This window comes from Bradyrhizobium sp. AZCC 1588, from assembly GCF_036924735.1.
GTDB lineage: Bacteria > Pseudomonadota > Alphaproteobacteria > Rhizobiales > Xanthobacteraceae > Bradyrhizobium.
The window spans coordinates 1,870,765-1,894,463 of the sequence record NZ_JAZHSC010000001.1; the positions used below are offsets into that span (position 1 = coordinate 1,870,765).

The window sequence follows — 23,699 nt, forward strand, 5'->3', positions numbered from 1 at the left end:
ATCGGCGTTTCTTTGGATGCGAGGGAGCCGTTGGAATGGCTTCAGGACGGCCGGAATGTAACGTTCGAGGACGATATGACAGCCTGTATCATCTTTGCCTCGGTGTGAAGTTCAAGCCGTCTTTTCGAACAGCTCCCGCCCGATCAGCATGCGGCGGATTTCGCTGGTGCCGGCGCCGATCTCGTAGAGTTTGGCGTCGCGCAGCAGCCGTCCCGTGGGATAGTCGTTGATGTAGCCGTTGCCGCCGAGGAGCTGGATGGCGTCGAGCGCGCATTGCGTCGCCTTCTCCGCGGCGTAGAGGATCGCGCCGGCGGCGTCCTCCCGCGTAGTCTCGCCGCGGTCGCAGGCCTTGGCCACCGCATACACATAGGCGCGCGAGGCGTTCATCGTGGTGTACATGTCGGCGATCTTGCCCTGCACCAGTTGGAAGCTGCCGATCGGCTCGCCGAACTGCTTGCGCTCGTGCACGTAGGGCAGCACCACGTCCATGCAGGCCTGCATGATGCCGATCGGCCCCGCCGCCAGCACCGCGCGCTCATAGTCGAGGCCAGACATCAACACGTTGACGCCACGGCCGACCTCGCTCAGCACGTTCTCCTCCGGGACTTCGCAATCCTCAAACAGCAGTTCGCAGGTGTCGGAGCCGCGCATGCCGAGCTTGTCGAGTTTTTGCGCGGTGGAAAATCCCTTCATGCCCTTTTCGATGAGGAAGGCGGTGATGCCGCGCGGACCGGCGTTGGCGTCGGTCTTGGCGTAGACCACCAGCGTGTCCGCCTCGGGGCCGTTGGTGATCCACATCTTGTTGCCGTTCAGCACAAAGCGGTCGCCCTTCCTTTCAGCCCGGGTCTTCATCGAGACCACGTCGCTGCCGGCACCCGGTTCGGACATCGCGAGCGAGCCGACATGCTCGCCCGAGATCAGTTTCGGCAGGTATTTCCGCTTCTGTGCATCACTGCCGTTGCGGCGGATCTGGTTGACGCAGAGGTTGGAATGGGCGCCATAGGACAGGCCGACGGAAGCTGACGCTCGCGACATCTCTTCCAGCGCGATGCAATGCTCGAGATAACCGAGACCCGCGCCGCCATATTCCTCTTCCACCGTGATACCGTGCAGCCCGAGCGTGCCGATCCTGGGCCAGAGGTCGCGCGGGAACTGATTGCTGCGGTCGATCTCGGCGGCGCGCGGGGCGATCTCGTTCTGCGAAAATGCATGCACGGTCTCGCGAATTGCGTCCGCAGTCTCGCCAAGATCGAAGTTGAACATCCGATGGGCGTTGGGAATCATGGCCGCCTCCCGGCGAATTAAACGTTGTTTCAAACAGACTTAGTACCCGGGCCTACACTTGTCACGCGGCGAAATACGCGCGCGCCGCCCAAGATCGAACCGGCATTGCGCTGCGGCCAAATGCGCCCAACTCGCCCTTGCGCCGGGGCACGGCTCGGGATGTAATAGGGTAAAACATCGCCCGTTCGGCACGCTTCGCACGGGGAATCAGGGAGAGCGGCTCATGCACGGAACCATCGATCTCGCCGGAGATTCTCATCTGCGCGCCGCGCGCGACACGGCACAGTCGATGCCGCTGGCCGATTTCGATGTCGGCAATCCCGAGCTGTTCCAGAACGATTCATTCTGGCCGTATTTCGACCGGCTGCGCCGGGAAGACCCGGTGCATTACTGCAGGGACAGCATGTTCGGGCCGTACTGGTCGATAACCAGGTACAACGACATCATGGACGTCGAAACAAATCACGCGGTGTTCTCGTCGGCGTCGTCGCTTGGCGGCATCACCATTCGCGACGTCGCGCCGGACCTGCGCCGCGAAAGTTTCATCGCGATGGACCAGCCGCGCCACAGCGCGCAGCGCAAGACGGTGGCGCCGATGTTCACGCCGACGCATCTCGACCAGCTCGCGATCAACATCCGCAAGCGCTCGGCCGAATGCCTCGACAACCTTCCGAAGAACGAAACGTTCGACTGGGTCGATCAGGTCTCGATCGAGCTCACCACGCAGATGCTCGCCGTGCTGTTCGACTTCCCCTGGGAAGACCGCCGCAAGCTGACGCGATGGTCCGACATCGCGACCACCATTCCCCATCCGGGCGGCCTGGTCGAGACCGAGGACCAGCGGCAGGCCGAGCTGTTGGAATGCGCGACCTATTTCGCAAGACTGTGGAAGGAGCGCATCAACCAGCCGCCGAAGAGCGACCTGTTGTCGATGATGGCGCATAGCGATGCCACGCGCGACATGGACCCGAAGAATTTCCTCGGCAATCTGATCCTGCTGATCGTCGGCGGCAACGACACCACCCGCAACACGCTGTCCGGCAGCGTCTATGCGCTGAACAAGAATCCGGATCAGTATCGGAAGCTCCGCGACAACCCTGATATGATCGACAGTTTCGTCCCCGAAGTGATCCGCTGGCAGACGCCGCTGGCGCATATGCGCCGCACCGCGCTCGAAGACATCGAGTTCCGCGGGCGTCAGATCAGGAAGGGCGACAAGGTCGTGATGTGGTACGTCTCGGGCAACCGCGACGAGGAGGTGATCGAGCGTCCCTACGAGTTCATCATCGACCGCGCCCGCCCCCGTACCCACCTTTCCTTTGGTTTCGGTATCCACCGTTGCGTCGGGATCAGGCTGGCGGAATTGCAACTGAAGATTATCTGGGAAGAAATCCTCAAGCGGTACGATAATATTGAAGTGATCGGTGAACCGAAGCGGGTATATTCGAGTTTCGTCAACGGCTACGAGACCCTGCCGGTCCGCATCGCCGCCTAGCCGCGCTCACGCTCATCCGGGATGATCGAATCATGAACGTTCAAACTGCCATCAGAGCCGACAGACAGGAGCTGCTGCGCGCCGCGCGCGAGGAGGCCTATTCGACGCCGCTGAAGGATTTTCATCCCGGTGCGCCAAAGCTTTTCCAGAACGACACGTTGTGGCCGTGGTTCGAGCGGCTGCGCAAGGAAGAGCCGGTGCACTACTGCGAGAATTCGCCGATCGAGCCCTATTGGTCGGTGACCAAGTACAACGACATCATGCATGTCGACACCAATCACGGCATCTTCTCCTCCGACTCCACGCTCGGCGGCATCTCGATCCGTGACGTGCCGCCAGGCTACGACTACCCGAGCTTCATCGCGATGGACCAGCCCAGGCACTCGGCGCAGCGCAAGACGGTGTCGCCGATGTTCACGCCGACGCATCTGGACGAGCTGGCGAAATTGATCCGCGAGCGCTCGCAAAAGGTGCTGGACAATTTGCCGCGCAACGAGACCTTCAATTTCGTCGAGCGCGTCTCGATCGAACTGACGACGCAGATGCTGGCGACGCTGTTCGATTTCCCCTGGGAGGAGCGGCGCAAGCTGACGCGCTGGTCCGACGTCTCGACCGCGCTGCCCAAGAGCGGCGTCGTGGAATCGCCCGAGCAGCGGCGCCGCGAGATGGACGAATGCTACGCCTATTTCTCGAAGCTGTGGAACGAGCGCGTCAACGCGCCGCCGAAGAACGACTTGCTGTCGATGATGGCGCACAGCGACGCGACGCGGCACATGGATCCCGATAATCTGATGGGCAACATCATCCTCTTGATTGTCGGCGGCAACGACACCACCCGCAACACCATGAGCGGCTCGGTGCTGGCGCTGAACGAGCACCCGGAGCAGTATCAGAAGCTGCGCGACAATCCGGCGCTGATCGATTCCATGGTGCCGGAAGTGATCCGCTGGCAGACGCCGCTCGCCCATATGCGCCGCACAGCCTTGGTCGACACCGAAATCAGCGGCAAGAAGATCAAGAAGGGCGACCGCGTGGTGATGTGGTACGTCTCCGGCAACCGCGACGAGGAAGGCATCGAGCGGCCCGACGAATTCATCATCGACCGCGCCCGCCCCCGCACCCATCTGTCGTTCGGTTTCGGCATCCACCGCTGCGTCGGCATGCGGCTTGCCGAGCTGCAGCTCAAGATCGTATGGGAAGAAATGCTGAGGCGTTTCGACCGCATCGAGGTCGTCGGCGGGCCGAAGCGCGTCTATTCGAGCTTCGTGCGCGGCATCGAGCAGTTGCCGGTTCGTATTCCAGGGTGAGCGGCGAGCGCAACCCCGCCTGATCACTACAGGCCGCAAAAAAGCCGCCCAAAGGCGGCTTCACGTTCGAACCTGATGATCGTGGATCAGGCACTGCCGGCTGTGTCTTCCGGAAATATCCGGAAAGCAGAACACCAACCTTCCCCACTTCAATATGTAGCGCGCAAGGGGCTTGCTTCAAGACCCCGGTCATCCCGTAGAACCGCCGACCGAAGCCACAACCTACGGGGGTCACCAAATGAGTGCATTTGCTGTCGACGTGCCGATCGGGCAGGGCCGGGTTGACCGCAGTCGCGGAAACGACCGAGCGTCGCGATGACCGAGCATGCAGTGGTCATCGTCGGCGGAGGCCCGACAGGGCTGATGCTGGCCGGCGAGTTGGCGTTGGCTGATATCGACGTCGCGATCGTCGAGCGGCGCCCTAACCAGGAGCTCGTCGGCTCGCGCGCGGGCGGTCTGCACTCACGCACCATCGAGGTACTCGATCAGCGCGGGATCGCCGACCGGTTTCTCTCGCAAGGACAGGTGGCCCAGGTCGCAGGCTTCGCCTTGATCCGTTTGGACATCAGCGACTTCCCCACCCGGCACAATTACGGGCTCGCGCTGTGGCAGAACCATATCGAGCGCATCCTCGCCGGCTGGGTCGACGAGCTGGCGGTGCCGATCTATCGCGGACGTGAGGTGATAGGTTTTGCGCAGGACGACACCGGCGTCGAGATCGCGCTGTCCGACGGCCAGTCGCTGCGAGCGAAGTATCTCGTCGGGTGCGACGGCGGACGCAGTCTGATCCGTAAATTAGCCGGCATCGACTTCCCCGGCTGGGATCCGACGACCAGCCACCTGATCGCCGAGGTCGAGATTGCCAAGGAGCCGGAATGGGGCATCCGCCACGACGCCCTCGGCATCCATGGCCTGAGCAGGTTGGAGGATGGCGGGCCAGTGCGGGTCATGGTGACCGAGCAGCACGTGGGATCCACCAGCGAACCCACACTGCGCGATCTCAGCGAAGCGCTCATCGCCGTCTTCGGGACCGACTATGACATCCACAGTCCGACCTCAATCTCCCGATTCACCGATATGACCCGGCAAGCGGCGTCCTACCGCAAGGGGCGCGTGCTGCTGGCCGGCGATGCCGCGCATGTGCACTATCCCGCGGGAGGACAGGGCCTCAACATCGGCGTGCAGGATGCCGTGAATTTGGGATGGAAGCTGGCGCAGGTGGTCAAGCAGACGTCGCCGGAAAGCCTGCTGGATACTTATCACGCCGAGCGCCACCCGGTCGGTGCCCGCGTGCTGCGCAACACGATGGCGCAAGTCGCGCTGATGCGTCGCCCGGACGACCGCGTGAAGGCGTTGCAGGACACCATGTCCGAACTCCTCGGCATGGACGAGCCGCGCAAACGGTTCGCCGCGATGATGTCCGGTCTGGACGTCCACTACGATCTCGGCGAGGGACATCCGCTGCTCGGACGCCGCATGCCCGACCTCGACCTGATCACCGCCAACGGTCCGCTGCGGGTGTTCACGCTGCTGCACGATGCGCGGCCGGTGCTGCTCGACTTCGGTGAGCGCGGTATCGACATCACGCCGTGGGCGGATCGGGTACGGCTGATCAGCGCTGAATATGCTGGCGCGTGGGAGCTGCCGGCAATCGGCGTGGTCGCTGCGCCCACCGCCGTGTTGATCAGGCCGGACGGATATGTCGCCTGGGTTGGGGAGCAAACCGAGCTCGGGCTCGCTGAGGCGCTAACGACCTGGTTCGGACCGCCTGCCGCAGCGTAGCTGCATAGGTTTTGCCGCGGCCTCTCGCTGATCGCCGGGCTGGCCCGCCCATGTCCGGCCCTGAATCGAAAGCTGACATCGTCTGGCTCGCCCGCAACGTCGGCTTAGGGCCAAATTCGTAAGTTACCAAGCGTAGCGTACGACGCCCTTGCCGGCGTAGCTGCGGGTGACGTTGGAGAACTCGCCCTCGAAGGTGGCAGCGAGTGAAACGCCGTTGATGAACTTCATTTCGGCCGATGCGGTGGCGAGTGCAGCATCGTACGCTTGCGCCGCGCCGTTGACGACGAAGCTCGCGCCGGGAAGCGACTGGAAGATCGCCGATGCAGCACGGTCGGTGTTGTAATCATGCGCCCAGGCGGCGCGGCCGCGCAGCGTTAGGATCGCATCGGGCACGACAAACGATTTATGGGTGCGCAAACCAAGCTCGCTGCGGGTCGCAGTGGAGGTCTTTGCGCCGTAGCTCAACGCAAAGGTGTTGGCGCCGGAGACAACGCTTTCGGCATAGGCCGGCAGATCGAACGCAGTGACTTGTACTGCGGCATAGGGCGTGAGGGCTACGCCGCCTGTCCAAGGGATCACGTAGCGATTGCTGCCACCTTCGACACGACCGGAATACGCGTTGGCGTTGAAGTTTGCGTGCAGTTGATCGATGCCGGCAATCGTGACGGTGCGATCGGTGGTGATGTCCTGTCCGCCATAGGCGAGCGCAGCAGTGATGTAGGCCGAGCCGATGGTGTGGCGGACGAAGGCACCGGCTTGGAACAGGTCGGAACGCCCCGAGCCGCCGTTGGCAACGCTGAAATTCGTGCCGCCACCAGCGAGTGCGAAGCCGGCGACGGTCTGTGGCGACAGCCAGTAATCCGCGCCGGCCGCGACACCATAGACTCGGCTGGTCGCCGTGTTCGATCCCGTTGCTACGTTGCCGTCCGTCGTCTGCGAACCGCCGAAGCCGGCCGCCCACACATTCCAGCGCGCCTCGAACGCCGGCGCGCGCGGCACCGCTTTAGTCATCATGCCGAAAGCGTCACGCTCGGAGCCCGTGCGCTTGCGGCCGGTCGAGGCGAAAGCGTTGGTCGCATCGCCCTGCCCCGCAAACGCCACCGCACCCGGTACGTCGCTGCTGCGTCCCGCGATAAACGGATCGGTCAGCACCCCCATGAACAGGTTCATCGCATCGAAAGTGGTCTGCTGCGATCCGGTCGCGGTCTCGCCTGACATCTGCGTCAGCCCTGCACGGGTTGGCGCACCGAATGCCACCGGAATGGCACCGCCAGCATTGAAGACATTGCTTGCCGCCGCCGTGAGGGCGACGGCAACGTTCTGCTGGTTGCGGTTGAGGTTGGAAGGCAGGACCGGCATGAACTGATAGTTCAGATAAACATTGTTCGCATCGTAGCTAAGACTGGGCGTGAAGCCGACCGGCGCACCCGTCACCGCGCCGAACGTATCGGTGAGGCCGTTGGTCGCGGTCAGAATGGTGTAGCGCTTCGCAATCGACGAACCCGTGACGGTTACGGTGACCGGTGCGTCGGTGAGAAACGCATCGCCGTTCACCTGGGTCTTGTCGGCGCTCAGGCCGGATATCTTGACCGCGTAGAGGCTGCAGGCACAGAAAAGCAATTGGCTGTTCACCGTCAGCGTGCCGATGCTGGTCGCTGTGCCCGGCGCCAGTGTCGCGCCATTGTCGAGAAACGTCGCCGCCAGGATGCCGCTGCCGCCCAGCGTTGCGCCGGGATCGACGAGCACGACGCTGGCCGAAGCGAGCGAGCCGTTGACGAGCAGCGTGCCGGCGTTGACGTTGACATCACCTGCGAAGGTGCTGGTGCCGGTCAGTGTCCACACCGAACTGCCGCTCTTGTTGAAGGTGCCAAAGCCCCGGTACTGGGCGGCGGCGCCGAGCGTGCTGGCATCGAACGTTGCCGCGTCGGTGCCGCCGAGCTGGAACGTATCGCTGCCGGTGCCCAGCACGTTGCCTGAAATGATCGAGCCTGCACCGATCGTCAGCGTGTTGCCGATTCCAGCGAAGCGGATCGCCGCGGTGCCGCCGCTGATGGTGCCGGCATTGAAGACCGAAGAGCTGCCGGCGTTGGCGTAAATTCCGTAGGTGCCGCTCGTGATGCTGGCGCCGGCGTTGTTGGTCACCGTCGCATTGGTTCCAGCGTAAATGCCGAAGTCGCCGCTGGCAGTGATGCTGCCGGAATTGACGACATTGGCGGAGCCGCCGCTGGTGTAAATCCCGTTGCTGCCTCCGATGGTGGCGCCGGCGTTGTTGATCACCGTCGCGTTGGTGCCGGCGATGCCATAGAAGGTGGTGCCGATGATGTTGCCGGAATTGCTGACATTGGCAAAGCCAGTGCTGGCGTAAACTCCATAGAAATCGCCGATGATGGTGGCACCCGCGTTGTTGATCACGCTCGCATCGGTGATCGCAAAAATGCCGATGGTGGAGGCGCCGCTGATCCTGCCGGAATTGGTGACATTGGCGAAGCCGCTGCTGGCAAAAATCCCGTACTGGCCACCCGTAATGCTGCCAGCAGCATTGTTGGTCACCATCGCACTGGCTCCAGCGATGCCATAGCGAGAGGCGCCGCTGATCGTGCCTGAATTGATGACATTGGCAGAGCCTGTGGAGGCGAAAATGCCGTCCTGGCCGCTCGTGATGCTGGCGCCAGCGCTGTTTGTCACGGTCGCATTGGTGTTGGCGAAAATGCCATAGTTGGCGGTGCCGGTGATGACGCCGGAATTGGTGACATTGGCGAGGCCATTGCTGGCATAAATTCCGTACAGACCGCCGCTGATGGTGGCGCCGATATTGTTGGTCACCGTCGCATTGGTCTGCACGTAAATTCCGCTGGTGGAGGCGCCGATAATATGGCCGGAATTGGTGACATTGCTAAAGCCGCTGCTGGCGAGAATCCCGATCTGGACGGCGGTGATGCTGGCCTCGGTGTTGTTGGTCACCGTCGCGTCGCCAAGACTGATGCCATAGATGCTGCCGGTGAGCGTGGTGGTGGCGCCGCTCTCGACGTTGACGGTGACGCCGGTCTCGAGTCCAGCGCCGTAGCCGCTGGTGCCGGCGCTGGTGCCGGGCGCACCGCCGCCCTGATTGGTCGTCGTGCCGGTGCAGGTTGCCGTCACGTTATTGGCCGCGGCTGGCGTACAGTTCGCATTGGCCGCGGACACCATCACGATCAGCGCCACCAGGATGACTGCCGCCAACCTGATCATCTGCAAGCCTCTCAACCGACTTTGACCAAAAGGCACCGCCGACCTCAACCTGTCGTTGTGACGGCGCTTCACGCCATTCGCGATCGACAATTGCCCAATCCAAAATCGATAGCCATCTCGACCCTGACCCAATCCAGGAGTCACAGCCGATTCACGATCGATTTTCGGAAGAGTGTGGCGAAACGAACACGATGGATCGCGCCATTTTCACCACTGATAGTGCGTGATGAGGAAGAGCATCGCCATCTCGCCTGCGCGGGTTCGACAACTCCATTCGGGTGAGAGTTCACCGTCGTGTCGGATAGAACTGCGGCCGAACGCAACTGCCGCGGCTCCTTGACAAAAAAATTTGTCAATGTACGCTACCCGCCATGATCGATATCGAAGTGATCAGCGATCCGGCGGTTGCGGTTGCCGCGCTTGACCCTATCCGAAGCGCGTTGCTGGCCGAACTCGCAGAGCCCGCGTCGGCGGCGATCCTGGCAACGCGCCTGGGACTGCCTCGTCAGAAGGTGAACTATCATTTGCGCGCACTCGAAGCCTGCAGGTTGGTCGAGGTCGCGGATGAACGGCAGTGGGGCGGATTGACCGAGCGGCTGCTGGTGTTGTCGGCCAAGTCGTTCGTTGTTTCGCCGGAGGCGTTAGGCGCGGTCGCGGCCGATCCGAAGCGCAGCAAGGATCAGCTCGCTGCCAGCTATCTGATCGCACTCGGCGCCCGGATCGTTCGCGAGGTCGGCGATCTCTGGAAACGTGCACGGAAAGCCGACAAGCAGCTTGCGACCCTGTCGATCGATACAGAAATACGCTTCGCCTCCCCCGCCGCCCGCGCCGCGTTCACGCGCGAGCTGACACAAGCCATCACCGAACTCGTCGGCCGCTACCACGATGCCAGCGCTTTGGGCGGCCGTAACCATCGATTGGTGATCGTGTCTCATCCCTTGCCTCAAACGTCTCACTGAAAGGACAGACCATGCCCGTAAAGAAGGAACCGTCTGGCCGTCGCAGCGTCGAAGCCAAGGTTGAGGTCCCCGGCACACCCGAAGAGGTGTGGCAGGCGATCGCGACAGGTCCCGGCATCTCCTCGTGGTTTGTGCCGACGACGTTGGACGAGAAAGTCGGCGGCAATACCAAATCGAGCTTTGGCCCGGGAATGGATTCCGAGGCCAAGATCACCGCTTGGGAGCCGGCACGACGTTTCGTCGCCGAATCGGAGGGAGGACCGCTCATGGTGGCCACCGAGTGGACCGTCGAAGCCAAGGACGGCGGCACCTGTGTGGTCCGGGTCGTGCATAGCTGGTTCGCAGATAGTGACGATTGGGATGGCCAGTTCGAAGGACACACCTATGGCTGGATCGCCTTCTTCCGGAACCTGCGGCGCTATTTGGAGAAGTTTCGCGGCCAGGCGTCGACAATCGTGGCGCTTTCCGCGATGTCGAACGACAACGACGCCTGGGGCCGACTGGTCGGTCCGCTCGGCCTGGCCGACGCAAGCGCCGGTGCACGCTTTGCGACACCGGCCGGGACGCCGGAGCTGCGCGGTATCGTGGAAGCCGTCGGTCCTCCGCAATGGCCGCTGGTGCAATTGCTGCTAGATCACCCGGCACCCGCCCTCGCGCATCTCTTCGCCATGCCGATGGGAGCGGCCACCTTGCTGACGGTCCGTCTCTACTTCTATGGCGACGCAGGCCGCGCCGTGGCCAATCACGTCGAGGCCGATTGGCGGCGCTGGCTTGACCGTCAATTTCCACCACAGACGTAGCGACTGACGGTCATTCCGGCGCTCGACAGCCGTCGCCCTGCACCCACGATGAGGAGGTAGGTCGAGCCCAGCAGCATCGTGAGATCGGCGCGTGCTTCCTTCCAACTCATCGCGGCGTGAACTGGTTGAGATCGTGGATGCCCATCTGTTGTTCCAGTTGAGCAACCCGGGCCGCCGTCTTCTCGAAACCGTCCGCTCCGAACAGTTCGTGCTCCTTCTTCTCGAACGCCTCGGCCATCGCGTCGTACTCGTTCGAGGAGACCACGTATTTCAGCTTCGGGAAGAGATCAGTATCCTCGCGTGCGGCATGCGGGCGATACATTGTGATGAAGGACTGTATCGATGCAATGAGCTGCTTGCGGTCGTCGGCATTGGCGCGGCTGGACGGCGCCAGTCTGATGATCGTCTGGGTGACGCGCCGGCCGGCCTCGTGCTGGCGCAGCAAGGAATCGACCAGGTTGACCAGCTTCCCGGCTTCCCTGAAGCGCGGGAAAACATACTCCTCTTCGGACTTCTCATGATAGTTATTGATGAAGTCCCGGATGATCTCGGCCGATTGGGTGATCAGGGCCGGATCGAAATCCTCGTTTGAAGAGAACTTCCGGATCCCGGCTTCGTACAGCAGAAGCACCCGATCCAGCACCCCATGCTCCCGCATCAAATCCTCGGGAGGCGTGACCTCCGCTTCTTTCTTGCCTGTTACGATCTTCTTCAGCTTCTCGCCGACGCCCTTCTCTTCCGCCAAAGCCCGTCCCGTGAGCACGGCAGGAGCCGCCAGTGCCGCGGCCACGGCGCTTCCATACAGAAGCAAGTCACGCTTCCTTGGCATGATGGTTTGCATGACGGCCTCCTTGGCAAACAGCCGCTGGTGACCGGCAGACCTTCTGTCGGCCGCCGCCGACACGGACCGTCCGGGAGCTTGCGCGTTAACGGCTGGCGGCACCTCGCGTTCCAACTACGAAGCTGCGCTACGTATTCCGTCGCGGTGATCCGGATCGTGCCGGCTGGCTTCGCGCAACTCGCTCAGGGCCGCTGGCGTCCGGCTCGGCCGTCTCGATGACGGTCCGCAGCCGCTGCTCAAGCGAGGCAAGTTCCGCCTGCGCATCGAGCGTCTTTCACCAAGTTAAGAGAGCCGGCTTGGCGACACATATTCGAAGGAGTATCTCACATCTAACGCGCGATTAGACAACCTTGCGAGTACCTGTTCATGCGACCCTTCATTATCTGCCACATGGGCACGTCCATCGACGGCCGCCTTCATCCCAGCCGCTTTACATCGGCCGCAGCGGGCATCTCGTCCACTGTCCTGCGCGGACACTATGAAAAGGTTCACGAGAGCTTTGAGGCCGATGGATGGATCGTTGGCCGCAAAACCATGAGCGAAATGGCTAAAGGATCCGAACGGGCCATCGCCAACGCGCCGAGGGTTGCGCGGGAGGCCTATCTCGGCAATCGCAATGGCCGAAAGCTCGCTATCGGTATCGATCCATTGGGGTGCGTACATTACGGCAAAGATAATGTGGGCGGCGATCACGCCGTGGCCGTTCTCGGCGAGCAGGTCTCTGACAGCCATCTTGCAGAACTGCGCATGGACGGCGTGTCTTATGTATTTTCCGGCCCGAAGGGCAATGATCTGGCCGGCGCAATGGAGCGCATCGGCTCGATCTTCGGCGTGAAGAAGCTGCTTCTTGAAGGCGGCGGCAGCATCAATGGCGCGTTCCTCAAGCACAAGCTGATCGACGAATTCAGCACATTGATTTTTCCCGCCGTCGACGGCGTCGCCGGAACACAGGGCATTATCGACTATCACGGCCCAGAGGGTGACCGGCCTGGTGCCGGGCAGTCGCTCCGGCTGACACACTGCGAAAAGCTTGAAGGCGGAATGGTCTGGCTGCGTCACGCCGTAGAGCGCGCACCCAGTTGAACCATTTCTGACTCGAGAGAGGCGCCGAGGATTGTGAGCGCTTGCTAATTGTCCGTGCTGGCAAACGCAGTTTCGAGGACGTCACCGATCGGCTGCCACGTGCGGCCGTCGAACTGAACGAGCCGCATGTGCTTGATCGGCCGGAAATTCCAGGGGCCGGTGCTGATCTTGATGCCGGGCAGCAGAACGGAGCCCTGATAATTCTTCAGCGCCGCGGCCTGTTTCATGACGTTCTCGCGCGACAGATCATCGCCGCACTGCCTGAGCACCTGCGCCAGAGTCTCGGCGGCTGCGTAGCCGAACATGGCGGCGCTTTCGTCCTGGCCGCCGGCGCGACGATAGTTTTCCAGGAACGACTGCCAGTCGGCGCCAGACTGTTCGTCCTTCCAGGCCGGGTCGTTGGCGTCCTTCAGATAGGCAGCGGTCGTCACGCCCACCGCGTTCTCGAGACCTGCGGGTTTCAGCCCGGTCCCGATTGAGGAGGCCATCTGATTCATGATGAACACCGGACGCCAATCGAGGCTCGCCGCCAGGCGGATGACTTTCGCGGCGTTTTCGGGCACCCCTGCGAACACGAGAATTTCGGCGCCCGATCGCTTCAGGATCGATACATGCGTATCCAGAAGTTCATCCCTGAGATCATAGGCGATACCGACCCTGATCATCCGCGCGACGGGACCGAGGCCGTCCTCCATACCCTTGATAACCTCCCGGCCGAAATGATCGTTCTGCCAGAGAACGACGATCCGCTTGCCCGGATAGAACGCCTGAATGTAGTTGGCATAGATGCGTCCCTCCTCCCGGAACGAGGGCTGCCAGCCCATGGTCCATGGAAACAGCGAAGGATCGCTGAGATGATCGTCACCGGAAGCAACGAACAGTTGGGGAATTTGCCGTTCGTTGAGATATTTGCGGACCGCAAAATTGCCCGGCGTTCCGAACGAGCCGAACATCAAAAGCACCTTGTCCTCTTCGACGAGATTGCGCGTGAGGCTAAGGGCGGAAGCAGGATCGGATTTATCGTCGTAGGAGATGAAGCGCACCTTGCGTCCGTTGATGCCACCGCGCTGGTTGAGCATCTCGAAATAGGCCGCTTCCGCCCTGCCTATCGCCCCGAAGATCTCGAGGCTCCCGCTATAGGGCATGAGATTGCCGATGCGGATTTCGTCATCGGTCACCCCCTCCGGGCGCAGGCGTTCGGAAATTGCGCCCAGCGAGGCAACGGCTACAACAATCGCCAGCAGAGTCCGGAGGAACGTGTTCATGGCAGGAACTCCACCTGAGACAGGGCGTCAGATTTCGAGTCTGCTGAATTAATAGCTTGATCTACCAGCCAGCTCCCGGTGAGGGACCGGCTGCTCGGACATCTTATGAGGCTCCGCGAGGGTCGCAATTGCCATAAGCGGTCATTTCAATCACTTGCCTGCGAACAAAGCGATGACAGGAACAGCGGCGCTGGGCGGACTGCTCGGCAAAATCCGTTGTTTGAGTTGAATCATATAGGCCATTCCTGGTCCAGTGAGCGCGGTTCCCTCTCAGGAGGCATACGACGAAGATCAGCACGTCTCATTTGCTAAATTTGCGCATCGGGCGCTTCCAATTTTTGGCCGCCGGCACATTCAAGCTCGCTCAGAACGATCCCACCATTGAACCGACTGCGATCACCGCAACAAGCGCAATCACGGCGCCAACGATTCCGACAATGACGATGTCACGATAGCTCTCGCGGTGTGTCGAGCCGCAGACCGCGAGCAGCGTAACCACTGCGCCATTATGCGGCAAACTATCGAGGGTGCCCGATCCGATCACGGCCACGCGATGCAAGAGACCTGGATCGAGCCCGATCGAAGTCGCGCGTTCCAGGTAGGTCGCGCCAAGCGCGTCCAGTGCGATCGTCAGCCCGCCGGATGCCGACCCGGTCAGAGCGGCAAGCAGGTTGGTGGCCACCGCCAGCGACACCAAGGGGCCGCCGCCGATACCGAGAACCGCATCGCGTACCACTGAGAACGCAGGCATTGCCGCCACCACCGCTCCGAATCCGACCAGGCTCGCAACGCTCATCACCGGCAGCACGGCGGCATTGGCACCCGCGTCGATGGTTGCGCGCAGATCCGGCACGCGTCGGTGCGTAACTGCGATCACTGTGACGATGGCGCAAGTGAGGGCGGTGATAACAGCCCATACGCCGCCCAGGTCGGCTAGCGAGGCGCCGCCGAACCGAGGCTCCGCCAAATAGCGCGTGTCGAGTGCGGGGAGGATGAACAGCGACATCGCAAAGTTGACCGCGACAACCACGACAAGCGGCAAGGCGGCAAGTGTGATTGGCGGTGGTATGTCGGTTTGCTTGCCATGCAAGATTTCCGCCGGATCGAACTCGCGCGCCGTGGCGGCCCGCTCCCGCAGTTTCTCGTCGCTTGCAAGACGCTCAGCCGACGGCGGTGCGCCGCCGCCAAAGCCTTCGCCGGTCCTCTTTGCCGCCCTCTCCTCCCGACCGAGCCACCACAGGCCGAAGCCAAGCATGATCAGCGACGCCAGGATGCCGAGCCCTGGTGCGGCAAACGGCGTCGTGCCGAAGAACGGCATCGGGATCGCATTCTGGATCGACGGCGTGCCGGGCAGCGCCGACATGGTGAAGGTCGAGGTGCCCAGCACGATGGCCGCAGGCATCAGTCGCCGCGGAATATTTGCGGTGCGAAACAGCTCTTGCGCCATGGGCGCCAGGACGAAAAAAGCGACGAACAGGCTGACGCCCCCATAGGTGACGAGCGCGCCGGCGAGCACGACGGCCAGCATCGCCCGCTGCGGTCCCAGGCGCTGCGTGACGAAGGTCGCAATTGATGTAACGGAACCGCTGTCTTCCATCAGCTTGCCAAACACCGCGCCAAGCAGAAACAATGGGAAGAAGCGCGCGAGAAATTCAGCAGCGCTGCCCATGAAGGTCAGGGTCCAGTGCGCAAGAAGGGGCTCGCGGGAAAACAGGGCGGCAACAAGTGCGGCGATTGGCGCCAGCAGCAGCACGCTCCAGCCGCGGAACGCGAATGCGATCAAAACAGCGAGCCCGCAAAGAATGCCGACAAGTCCGATCAGCGTCATCGGCTCAGCACTCCGCCAACAGCACATCCAGGTCGGCGGTGGAACGCTGGCCAAGATCATCGCCATGCCGTGAAAGGAACTCGTCGGCGCAGCGGCGTCCCTCCTCCTTGAGCAGCGCGATGAACCTCTTCTCTGCGTTCAGCTTCGATGAGGCGCCATACTCCGCGAGCCGATCGCTCTTGATGCGGTGCGTCCGCATCCGGGCCCAACGCGCGCCTTCGCCACTGCCGGCATCGGCAACCTGGCGCAGCAGCGCAATCATGCGCAGCTCCTTCATGAGCGGTGAATTGAAGGAAATTTCGTTGAGGCGATTAAGTATCTCGGCTGCGGAGCGCAACTGGTCGGTCCGCTCGCGCGGATTAATTTGCACCAGGATCGTGTCTTGTCCGTCGGTCTCTCGAACCAGCGGCGTGATGGTGGGATTGCCGACATAGCCCCCATCCCAGTAAAGCTCGCCATCGATCTCGATCGCCTGAAACATCGTTGGCAGGCAGGCCGAGGCGAGCAACACGTCGGGGGTGATTTCGCCATTGCGGAAGATCCGGCCGCGGCCGGTGCGCACACTCGTTGCGGTAACGAACAGCTTCATGGGAGCTTGCTTCAGACGATCGAAGTCGATGCTTTCTGCAAGGATGGCGCGTAGCGGATTGAGGCCGAGCGGGTTCAGATCATAGGGAGAGAGCATCCGCGACATCAGATCGAACGCGATGTAGGCGGGTGAGGTGTCAAGGGTCCAGCGGCCCATGAGACGATCCAGTGGCGAGCGTTGCAATGGACTGAACGCCGCCGCGCGCGACACGCGCTCCCAATAGGCGTCAAGCGCTTCCCTTGCGCTGGTGGCGCCGCCATTTGTCCATCCACAAGCCAGCACGGCGGCATTCATGGCACCGGCCGAGGTGCCGGAGATCCCCTCGATTTTCAGCCACGGCTCCTCCAGCAGGCGGTCGAGGACGCCCCAGGTGAACGCGCCGTGCGAACCGCCGCCCTGCAACGCGAGGTCGATCTGGACCGGCTCCCGCGCCGTCTCATTTGTCGTCTCTGGTGTCACGCGGCTCTCCAGGTGTAGAGCACGCCAGACAACGCCCGGAAGAAGAACGGATCCCGCGCGTTGATTTGTAAGGCGTCGATGAGCTCGGCGATTCCGGCGATGATTGCGCGCAGTGGCGCCACACCAGTTCCAGCTCGAAGACTTTGCAGAAAATCAGAACTACTTGTCACGGCGGTCTCCAATGCGAAAACCGATCCGACTTTAGTCTGCGAAAAACACGCTAAGATAGCGAAGGTGGGGTACCGGCCACAATAGCGATTTTCTGCCAAAGGGTGCGAGTGTGCGCCGATCCAGCCCTTGCCATTGACTGCCTTCGCGACCGAGCAGGCGGCGGCCTACTATGCCTCGCAGTCGTCCAACATCGTGGAGGCAACGGACTGACGTGTGTGGTTGCGATGTATCAGCCGAAAAAGCCCTTCGCGACAGCTTTCACAAACAGAGGCAAAGCTTCGACGAGCCGACCACCGAAGAGAACGCGGTCTGCCAACGAGAAAACAATGCAACAAACTGATGCGGCGACGATTGTCTTCATGGGCTCAAGGTAGCAGCGACCAGCTAATTATCGTTTAAAACTTCGCTGATTGTCGGTCCCGTAGTTTTACTGCTGATTGGTACACTTTTGCACATTTCAGTCCGGACCGACTGTCGGCCGCTCGCGCATCCCGTTCGGGGAATGTCCGGTTAGTGCCAGCAGGCTGGCCCGCCCTATACAATTGCGGCATGACAGAAGTAGCCAGATGAGAATGCCGCACCCGGCCGTTTTGTTCTAAGCCAGCGCTTAAGGCCCTTACATCGGCTCAGGCGAGCTTGATGTCCCAGCGGCCCTCTTCGCGGCAGGCGATCAGTTCGTCGCGGAGCAATTCGGTGACTAGCGCAATCGCAGTCGAGCCGGGATGATCGATGGGAGAGGCAAGCGTCAGTTCGCGCATCGGCGACGGTTTTGATATCGCCGCGGTTTCCAGCCGGCCGCCGGCTACTTCCTGGCGCACCGAGGACGGCGGCAGCAGCGTGTACCCCAGCCCTTCCTCGACAAGGCTGGTCAGCACGCGGAAGGAATCGGCTTCCAGTTTGACCTCGAGCTTCAGCTTCTTCTTCGCCGCCGCCTGCTCGATCAGCGCGCGGAGCCCATGCGAATGACTGGGCAGCACGAGGCGCTGCTTCAGCAGCCAGCCGATATCGACCTGCTTCTTCTCGGACAATCCGCTGCCGCGCGGCCCGACGGCGACGATGGGATCGCGGCCGAGGCTTTGCGCGGAAAGATGCAGGTCGCTCGACGGCCCGTAGATCAGCGCCAGGTCCATCTCGCCGCGGTGCAGCCATTCCGTCAGATGGCCGCTGTAGCTTTCGACGATGCAGAGCGAGATGCCGGGATATTTGTCGACGGTGCGCCGCGCGAGCCGCGCCGAAATCACGCAGCTCACGGTCGGCACCAGCCCGAGCACCACGCGGCCCGACGGCGGGCCGCCGGCGGACTGGATCTCGTCGCGCACCTGGTCGATCTGCCGGACGATCCCGGCGGTGCGCGCCAGCAGCAGCCGGCCGGCGTCCGTCAGCACCATGCCGCGGCCGTTCCGCGTGAACAGCTCGGCCCGCAATTCATGCTCGAGCAGCTTGATCTGGCGGCTCAGCGCCGGCTGGGCGACCCGCAGCGTATCGGAGGCCTTGCTGAGGCTGCCGAGCTCCGCCACGCAACTGAACGTTCTGAGCTGCCGGATATCCATTGCTTGCCAATCTTCGAAGGCAGGTTCATAGGCTATAACGATTCAGCATAGGTGCCTAGCCGTCGTTTCACAACGTTCCGCATCCCAAGGCAATTGACATCAACCCGCATCCATCGCCAGAAAACCCAATGACCGCACAAGAACAACAAGACGAATTCCACGATATCCGCGACGCCGTCGCAAAGCTCTGCGCCCAGTTCCCCGGCGAATATTGGCGCAAGCTGGATCGCCAGATGGCGTATCCGAAGGAGTTCGTCGATGCGCTGACCGAGGCCGGCTATCTCTCGGTGCTGATCCCCGAGGAGTATGGCGGCTCGGGGCTGAAACTCTCGGCCGCGGCCGCGATCCTGGAAGAGATCCAGCGCGCCGGCTGCAACGGCGGCGGCTGCCACGCCCAGATGTACACGATGGGAACCGTGCTGCGGCACGGCAACGACGCGCAGAAGGCGAAATACCTGCCCGGGATCGCCAGCGGCAAATTGCGGCTGCAGGCGTTCGGCGTCACCGAGCCGACCAGCGGCACCGACACCTCCTCGCTGAAGACCGTAGCTAAGCGCGACGGCGACCACTACGTGGTCAACGGCCAGAAGATCTGGACCAGCCGCGCCGAACATTCCGACCTGATGATCCTGCTTGCGCGCACCACGCCGAAGGAGCAGGCGAAGAAGCGCACCGACGGGCTTTCGGTGTTCATCGTCGACATGCGCGAGGTCAAGGGCAAGGGGCTGGAGATCCGCCCGATCCGCACCATGATGAACCACGCCACGACGGAGGTGTTCTTCACGGATATGCGGGTGCCGGCCGAAAACCTGATCGGCGACGAGGGCAAGGGTTTTCGCTACATCCTCTCCGGCATGAACGCCGAGCGCATTTTGATCGCCGCCGAATGCATCGGCGACGCCAAATGGTTCATTGCAAAAGCCACTGCCTATGCCAAGGAGCGCGCCGTGTTCGGCCGTCCGATCGGGCAGAACCAGGGCATTCAGTTTCCGATTGCAAAAGCCTACGCCGCGATGCGCGCGGCTGAATTGATGGTGAAGGAAGCCACCCGCAAATATGAAGCCGGGCTCGACTGCGGCGCCGAGGCCAACATGGCCAAGATGCTGGCGGCGGATGCGTCGTGGGAAGCAGCGAACGCCTGCGTGCAGACCCATGGCGGGTTCGGCTTTGCGGAAGAATACGACGTCGAGCGCAAGTTCCGCGAAACGCGGCTCTATCAAGTCGCGCCGATCTCGACCAATCTGATCCTGTCCTACGTCGCCGAGCACGTGCTCGGCATGCCCCGCTCCTACTGAGAACGTCAGATGCTGCCATTGGAAGGATTGATCGTCGTCTCCGTCGAACAGGCGGTTGCAGCCCCGTTCTGCAGCTCGCGGCTTGCGGACGCCGGCGCGCATGTCGTCAAGGTCGAACGGCCCGAGGGCGATTTCGCCCGCGGCTATGACGCCGCCGCCAAGGGCCAGAGCAGCTATTTCGTCTGGCTCAACCGCGGCAAGAATTCGCAAGTGATCGACCTCGCCACCAAGGAAGGCCGCGCTCAACTCGAGGAGCTGATCGCGAGCGCCGACGTGCTGCTGCAGAACCTCAAGCCTGGATCGATGGACAAGCTCGGCTTCTCGCTGGATCGCCTGAAGAAGGATTATCCGGCGCTGATCTGCTGCACCATCTCCGGCTATGGCGACGAGGGCCCCTACGCGGACCGCAAGGCCTACGATCTGCTGATCCAGGCCGAAAGCGGACTTGCTTCGATCACCGGCGGCCCCGAGGGCCCGTCGCGCGTCGGCATTTCCGTCGTCGATATCGCGACCGGCGCGACCGCGCATGCCGCGATCCTCGAGGCGCTGATCGCGCGGGGACGCACGGGCCGGGGCGCCGATATCCGGATCTCGATGTTCGACGTGATGGCGGACTGGATGGCGGTGCCGCTGATCAATTCGGAAGCCGGCAATCCGCCTAAGCGGATGGCGCTGGCCCATCCCTCGATCGCGCCCTATGGCGTGTTCAATTCCAGGGATGGCAAGGGCATTCTGATTTCGATCCAGAGCGAGCGCGAATGGAAGAAGCTCTGCGCGGAAGTCCTGGATCAGCCCGACCTGCCCAATGATCCGCGCTTTGCCAACATGGTCGAGCGCGTGCGTAACCGCCAGCTCACCGACAAGGTGGTCGCCGACAGTTTTGCGACGATGATGCGCCTCGATCTGCTGAAGCGCCTCGACGCCGCCGACATCGCCTTCGCAGAGGTCAACACCATGGCCGACCTCTCGGTGCATCCGCATCTGCGCCGCATCGAGGTCGACACGCCGAACGGCAAGGTGAGTTACGCCGCCCCCGCAGCGATCTTCGTCGACGAGCCCAGGCACTATGGCGCGGTGCCGGCCATCGGCGACCACGTCGAGCTTCCCAAAGCTCCCCGTATCAGGAGCCGCCAGTCATGACCGAAGCTCTCAACCTCGATCATTTGCGCCAATGGATCGGCCGCAGTGCGGAAGCGTCAGACATCGTCACCGCGCAACTCGTGAAGGGCCTGCGCGCAACCCTGTTCCAGGACATCGGCGACCCGAAGCCCGGCGATGCCGCGCCGTGGACCACGCATTGGTGCCTGGCGCAGCCGGTATTTCCGATGTCGCAGCTCGGCCCCGACGGCCATCCGACCCGCGGCGGCTTCCTGCCGCCGGTGCCGCTGCCGCGCCGGATGTGGGCCGGCGGCGAAATCGAATTTCTCGAGCCCTTGCGCGTCGGCGATGAATCGACGCGCACGTCGCGCATTTCAGACGTGACGATGAAGACGGGCTCGACGGGCGTGCTGTGCTTCGTTTCCGTCGAACACACCATCACGACGCCGCGCGGGGTTGCCATCCGCGAACGGCAGGACATCGTCTATCGCGACATGGGGAGCGCTGCCCCCGCTTCGCCGCCGAAAGCCCCTCCGCCACCGGTCGCACGGCATCGTGAAACCCATGTCAGCGATCCCGTGCTGCTGTTTCGCTATTCGGCGCTGACCTTCAACGGCCACCGCATCCATTACGATCGCGACTACGTCACCAAGGTCGAGGGCTATCCGGGCCTGATCTTCCACGGCCCCTTGCAGGCCGCGCTGATCGTCGAGTTCGCGGCAAAACTTCACGGCGACAGCGCGCCGAAGAAGTTCAGCTATCGCGGCGTGCAGCCGCTGTTCGAAGGCGGCGAGTTCTCGATCAACGCCAATGAAACCAGCGCCGGCATGGAGCTGTGGATAGCAAATGCGGAGGGACAGCCGACAATGAAGGGCACGGCGACGTGGTCGTAGCTTGAACGTCATTCCGGGGCGATGCGAAAGCATCGAACCCGGAATCTCGAGATTCCGGGTCTGGTGCTAACGCACCATCCCGGAATGACGGGATCACCTCAGGGAATCAAAAATGTCGTCCCGCAAACCAGCCAAACCCGCCACCGCTGCCGTCACCGTCAAGGATGCCACCTTCGGCCTGCTGCGCGCGTTCGGCATCAAGCGCGTGTTCGGCAATCCCGGCTCCACCGAACTGCCCTTCCTCAGCGACTGGCCCGACGACATCGACTACGTGCTCGGCCTGCAGGAGGCTTCCGTCGTCGGCATGGCCGATGGTTACGCGCAGGCGACTCGCAATGCCGGCTTCGTCAATCTGCATTCCGGCGCCGGCGTCGGCAATGCGCTCGGCAATATCTACACCGCCCATCGCAACCAGACGCCGCTCGTCATCACCGCCGGCCAGCAGGCGCGCTCGATCCTGCCGCTGCAGGCTTTCCTCTATGCCGAGCGCGCCTCAGAATTTCCGCGCCCCTACGTCAAATACAGCGTCGAGCCGGCGCGCGCCGAAGATGTGCCGGCCGCGATCGCGCGCGCCTATTACGTCGCGATGCAACCGCCCTGCGGACCGACCTTCGTTTCGATCCCGATCGACGACTGGACACGCCCGACCCAACCGGTCGAGGCCCGCCACGTCAGCCGCGAGCTCGGGCCCGATCCGCAAGCGATGAGAGCCCTGGCCACAGCGCTCGCAGCCAGCAAGCGCCCTGCCCTCGTGGTCGGCCCCGCCGTCGACCGCGCCGAAGCCGTCGATCTCATGGTGAAGGTCGCGGAGAAGGCGAAGGCCGCCGTCTGGGTCAGCCCGTTCTCGGCGCGCTGTTCCTTTCCGGAACGTCATCCGCAATTTGCGGGCTTCCTGCACGCCTCACCGGGACAGCTATCGGACGCGCTGCGCGAGCATGATCTCGTGGTCGTCATCGGTGCGCCGGTGTTCACCTTCCATGTCGAAGGCCATGCCCCGATCTTCGACGGCGCCACCACGATCTTCCAGATCACCGACGATCCGGATGCCGCCGCGGTCACGCCGGCGGGCGCCAGCATCGTCGCGACCATGAAGCCGGCGCTTTCGATGTTGCTCGACCTGCTGCCCGAAACTGCGCGCGCGATGCCGGCGGGCCGCGTGTTGCCGCCGGCGCCAGCGGCGGCCGATCCGCTTCCGGTCGAATTCCTGCTGTATCAGCTCTCGCAAGCCATGCCCGACAATGCAGCACTGGTGGAGGAAGCGCCCTCGCACCGCCCGGCGATGCAAAAGTTCATGCCGATGCGCGGCCAGGACAGTTTTTACACCATGGCGAGCGGCGGCCTCGGCTACAGCCTGCCTGCCGCGGTCGGCATCGCGCTCGGACGCCCCGGTGTCCGTACCGTCTGCCTGATCGGCGACGGCTCGGCGATGTATTCGATCCAGGCGCTGTGGACCGCGGCGCAGCGCAGGTTGCCGCTCACCGTCGTGGTCATCAACAACGCCGGCTACGGCGCGATGCGCTCGTTCAGCCAGGTCATGCAGGTGCGCAATGTGCCGGGGCTCGAGCTGCCCGGCATCGATTTCGTGAAGCTCGCGGAAGGCATGGGCTGCCACGCCGTGCGGGTGACGAAATCATCCGAACTCGCGGGCGCGCTCAGCTACGGCCTCTCGCATGCCGGCACCAGCCTGATCGAAGTGATGGTCGATTCCGCCGTGCCCCTGCTCTACGCGCAGAAGGGGTGAGCGAAGCTCTCTCCCCGTCATTGCGAGGAGC

At 62.8% G+C, this 23,699-nt stretch carries 18 protein-coding genes; 10 read left to right on the top strand and 8 right to left on the bottom strand.

Features of this window, described 5'->3' with window-relative positions; all coding sequences use genetic code 11:
- Nucleotides 1-111: 111 nt before the first annotated feature.
- Complete coding sequence (locus V1277_RS08700; protein WP_334415822.1) at nt 112-1,284, bottom strand: isovaleryl-CoA dehydrogenase; 1,173 nt, start codon at nt 1,282-1,284, stop codon at nt 112-114.
- A gap of 223 nt (nt 1,285-1,507) precedes the next feature.
- Here V1277_RS08700 and V1277_RS08705 point away from each other — a divergent pair, with 223 nt between their 5' ends.
- The 3 genes from V1277_RS08705 to V1277_RS08715 all read left to right on the top strand — a co-directional run bounded on the left by V1277_RS08705 (nt 1,508) and on the right by V1277_RS08715 (nt 5,868).
- Nucleotides 1,508-2,779 (top strand): cytochrome P450, encoded by a 1,272-nt coding sequence (locus tag V1277_RS08705; RefSeq protein ID WP_334415823.1) that lies wholly within the window; start codon nt 1,508-1,510, stop codon nt 2,777-2,779.
- A gap of 32 nt (nt 2,780-2,811) precedes the next feature.
- Nucleotides 2,812-4,086, top strand: a complete 1,275-nt coding sequence (locus V1277_RS08710; RefSeq protein WP_334415824.1) for a cytochrome P450 — start codon at nt 2,812-2,814, stop codon at nt 4,084-4,086.
- Nucleotides 4,087-4,401: 315 nt separating this feature from the next.
- The gene (locus V1277_RS08715; RefSeq protein WP_334415825.1) at nt 4,402-5,868 is read left to right on the top strand and encodes an FAD-dependent monooxygenase; all 1,467 of its coding nucleotides are present in this window, start codon (nt 4,402-4,404) and stop codon (nt 5,866-5,868) included.
- 123 nt (nt 5,869-5,991) lie between these two features.
- On the opposite strand, the gene V1277_RS08720 is transcribed toward V1277_RS08715, so the two are convergent.
- On the bottom strand, nt 5,992-9,096 hold the full coding sequence (locus tag V1277_RS08720) for an autotransporter outer membrane beta-barrel domain-containing protein (protein ID WP_334415826.1): 3,105 nt from the start codon (nt 9,094-9,096) through the stop codon (nt 5,992-5,994).
- 371 nt (nt 9,097-9,467) lie between these two features.
- Here V1277_RS08720 and V1277_RS08725 point away from each other — a divergent pair, with 371 nt between their 5' ends.
- Nucleotides 9,468-10,055, top strand: coding sequence for a helix-turn-helix domain-containing protein (locus V1277_RS08725; RefSeq protein ID WP_334415827.1), 588 nt, complete (start codon nt 9,468-9,470; stop codon nt 10,053-10,055).
- 11 nt (nt 10,056-10,066) lie between these two features.
- Entirely contained in the window at nt 10,067-10,855 is a 789-nt protein-coding gene (locus V1277_RS08730; RefSeq protein ID WP_334415828.1) for an SRPBCC family protein, read from the top strand.
- Nucleotides 10,856-10,961: 106 nt separating this feature from the next.
- On the opposite strand, the gene V1277_RS08735 is transcribed toward V1277_RS08730, so the two are convergent.
- Entirely contained in the window at nt 10,962-11,696 is a 735-nt protein-coding gene (locus V1277_RS08735; RefSeq protein WP_334415829.1) for a hemerythrin domain-containing protein, read from the bottom strand.
- 366 nt (nt 11,697-12,062) lie between these two features.
- Here V1277_RS08735 and V1277_RS08740 point away from each other — a divergent pair, with 366 nt between their 5' ends.
- Nucleotides 12,063-12,779, top strand: a complete 717-nt coding sequence (locus V1277_RS08740; RefSeq protein WP_334415830.1) for a dihydrofolate reductase family protein — start codon at nt 12,063-12,065, stop codon at nt 12,777-12,779.
- A gap of 44 nt (nt 12,780-12,823) precedes the next feature.
- Here the strand turns inward: V1277_RS08740 and V1277_RS08745 are convergent, their stop codons facing one another.
- The 5 genes from V1277_RS08745 to V1277_RS08765 all read right to left on the bottom strand — a co-directional run bounded on the left by V1277_RS08745 (nt 12,824) and on the right by V1277_RS08765 (nt 18,641).
- On the bottom strand, nt 12,824-14,044 hold the full coding sequence (locus V1277_RS08745; protein ID WP_334415831.1) for an ABC transporter substrate-binding protein: 1,221 nt from the start codon (nt 14,042-14,044) through the stop codon (nt 12,824-12,826).
- A gap of 364 nt (nt 14,045-14,408) precedes the next feature.
- The gene (locus V1277_RS08750) at nt 14,409-15,863 is read right to left on the bottom strand and encodes a GntP family permease (protein ID WP_334420316.1); all 1,455 of its coding nucleotides are present in this window, start codon (nt 15,861-15,863) and stop codon (nt 14,409-14,411) included.
- A gap of 13 nt (nt 15,864-15,876) precedes the next feature.
- Nucleotides 15,877-16,920 (bottom strand): patatin-like phospholipase family protein, encoded by a 1,044-nt coding sequence (locus V1277_RS08755; RefSeq protein WP_334415832.1) that lies wholly within the window; start codon nt 16,918-16,920, stop codon nt 15,877-15,879.
- On the bottom strand, nt 16,917-17,090 hold the full coding sequence (locus V1277_RS08760) for a hypothetical protein (protein WP_334415833.1): 174 nt from the start codon (nt 17,088-17,090) through the stop codon (nt 16,917-16,919). The genes V1277_RS08755 and V1277_RS08760 overlap by 4 nt, the downstream gene beginning before the upstream one ends.
- Nucleotides 17,091-17,717: 627 nt before the next feature.
- Entirely contained in the window at nt 17,718-18,641 is a 924-nt protein-coding gene (locus V1277_RS08765; RefSeq protein ID WP_334415834.1) for a LysR family transcriptional regulator, read from the bottom strand.
- Nucleotides 18,642-18,769: 128 nt separating this feature from the next.
- On the opposite strand from V1277_RS08765, the gene V1277_RS08770 reads away from it, so the two are divergent.
- The 4 genes from V1277_RS08770 to mdlC all read left to right on the top strand — a co-directional run bounded on the left by V1277_RS08770 (nt 18,770) and on the right by mdlC (nt 23,668).
- The gene (locus V1277_RS08770) at nt 18,770-19,936 is read left to right on the top strand and encodes an acyl-CoA dehydrogenase family protein (protein WP_213289073.1); all 1,167 of its coding nucleotides are present in this window, start codon (nt 18,770-18,772) and stop codon (nt 19,934-19,936) included.
- A 9-nt stretch (nt 19,937-19,945) separates the two neighbouring features.
- Nucleotides 19,946-21,076, top strand: coding sequence for a CaiB/BaiF CoA transferase family protein (locus V1277_RS08775; protein ID WP_334415835.1), 1,131 nt, complete (start codon nt 19,946-19,948; stop codon nt 21,074-21,076).
- The gene (locus V1277_RS08780) at nt 21,073-21,927 is read left to right on the top strand and encodes an FAS1-like dehydratase domain-containing protein (protein ID WP_334415836.1); all 855 of its coding nucleotides are present in this window, start codon (nt 21,073-21,075) and stop codon (nt 21,925-21,927) included. The genes V1277_RS08775 and V1277_RS08780 overlap by 4 nt, the downstream gene beginning before the upstream one ends.
- Before the next feature lie 112 nt (nt 21,928-22,039).
- Nucleotides 22,040-23,668 (top strand): benzoylformate decarboxylase, encoded by a 1,629-nt coding sequence (gene mdlC / locus V1277_RS08785; protein WP_334415837.1) that lies wholly within the window; start codon nt 22,040-22,042, stop codon nt 23,666-23,668.
- Nucleotides 23,669-23,699: the final 31 nt, after the last annotated feature.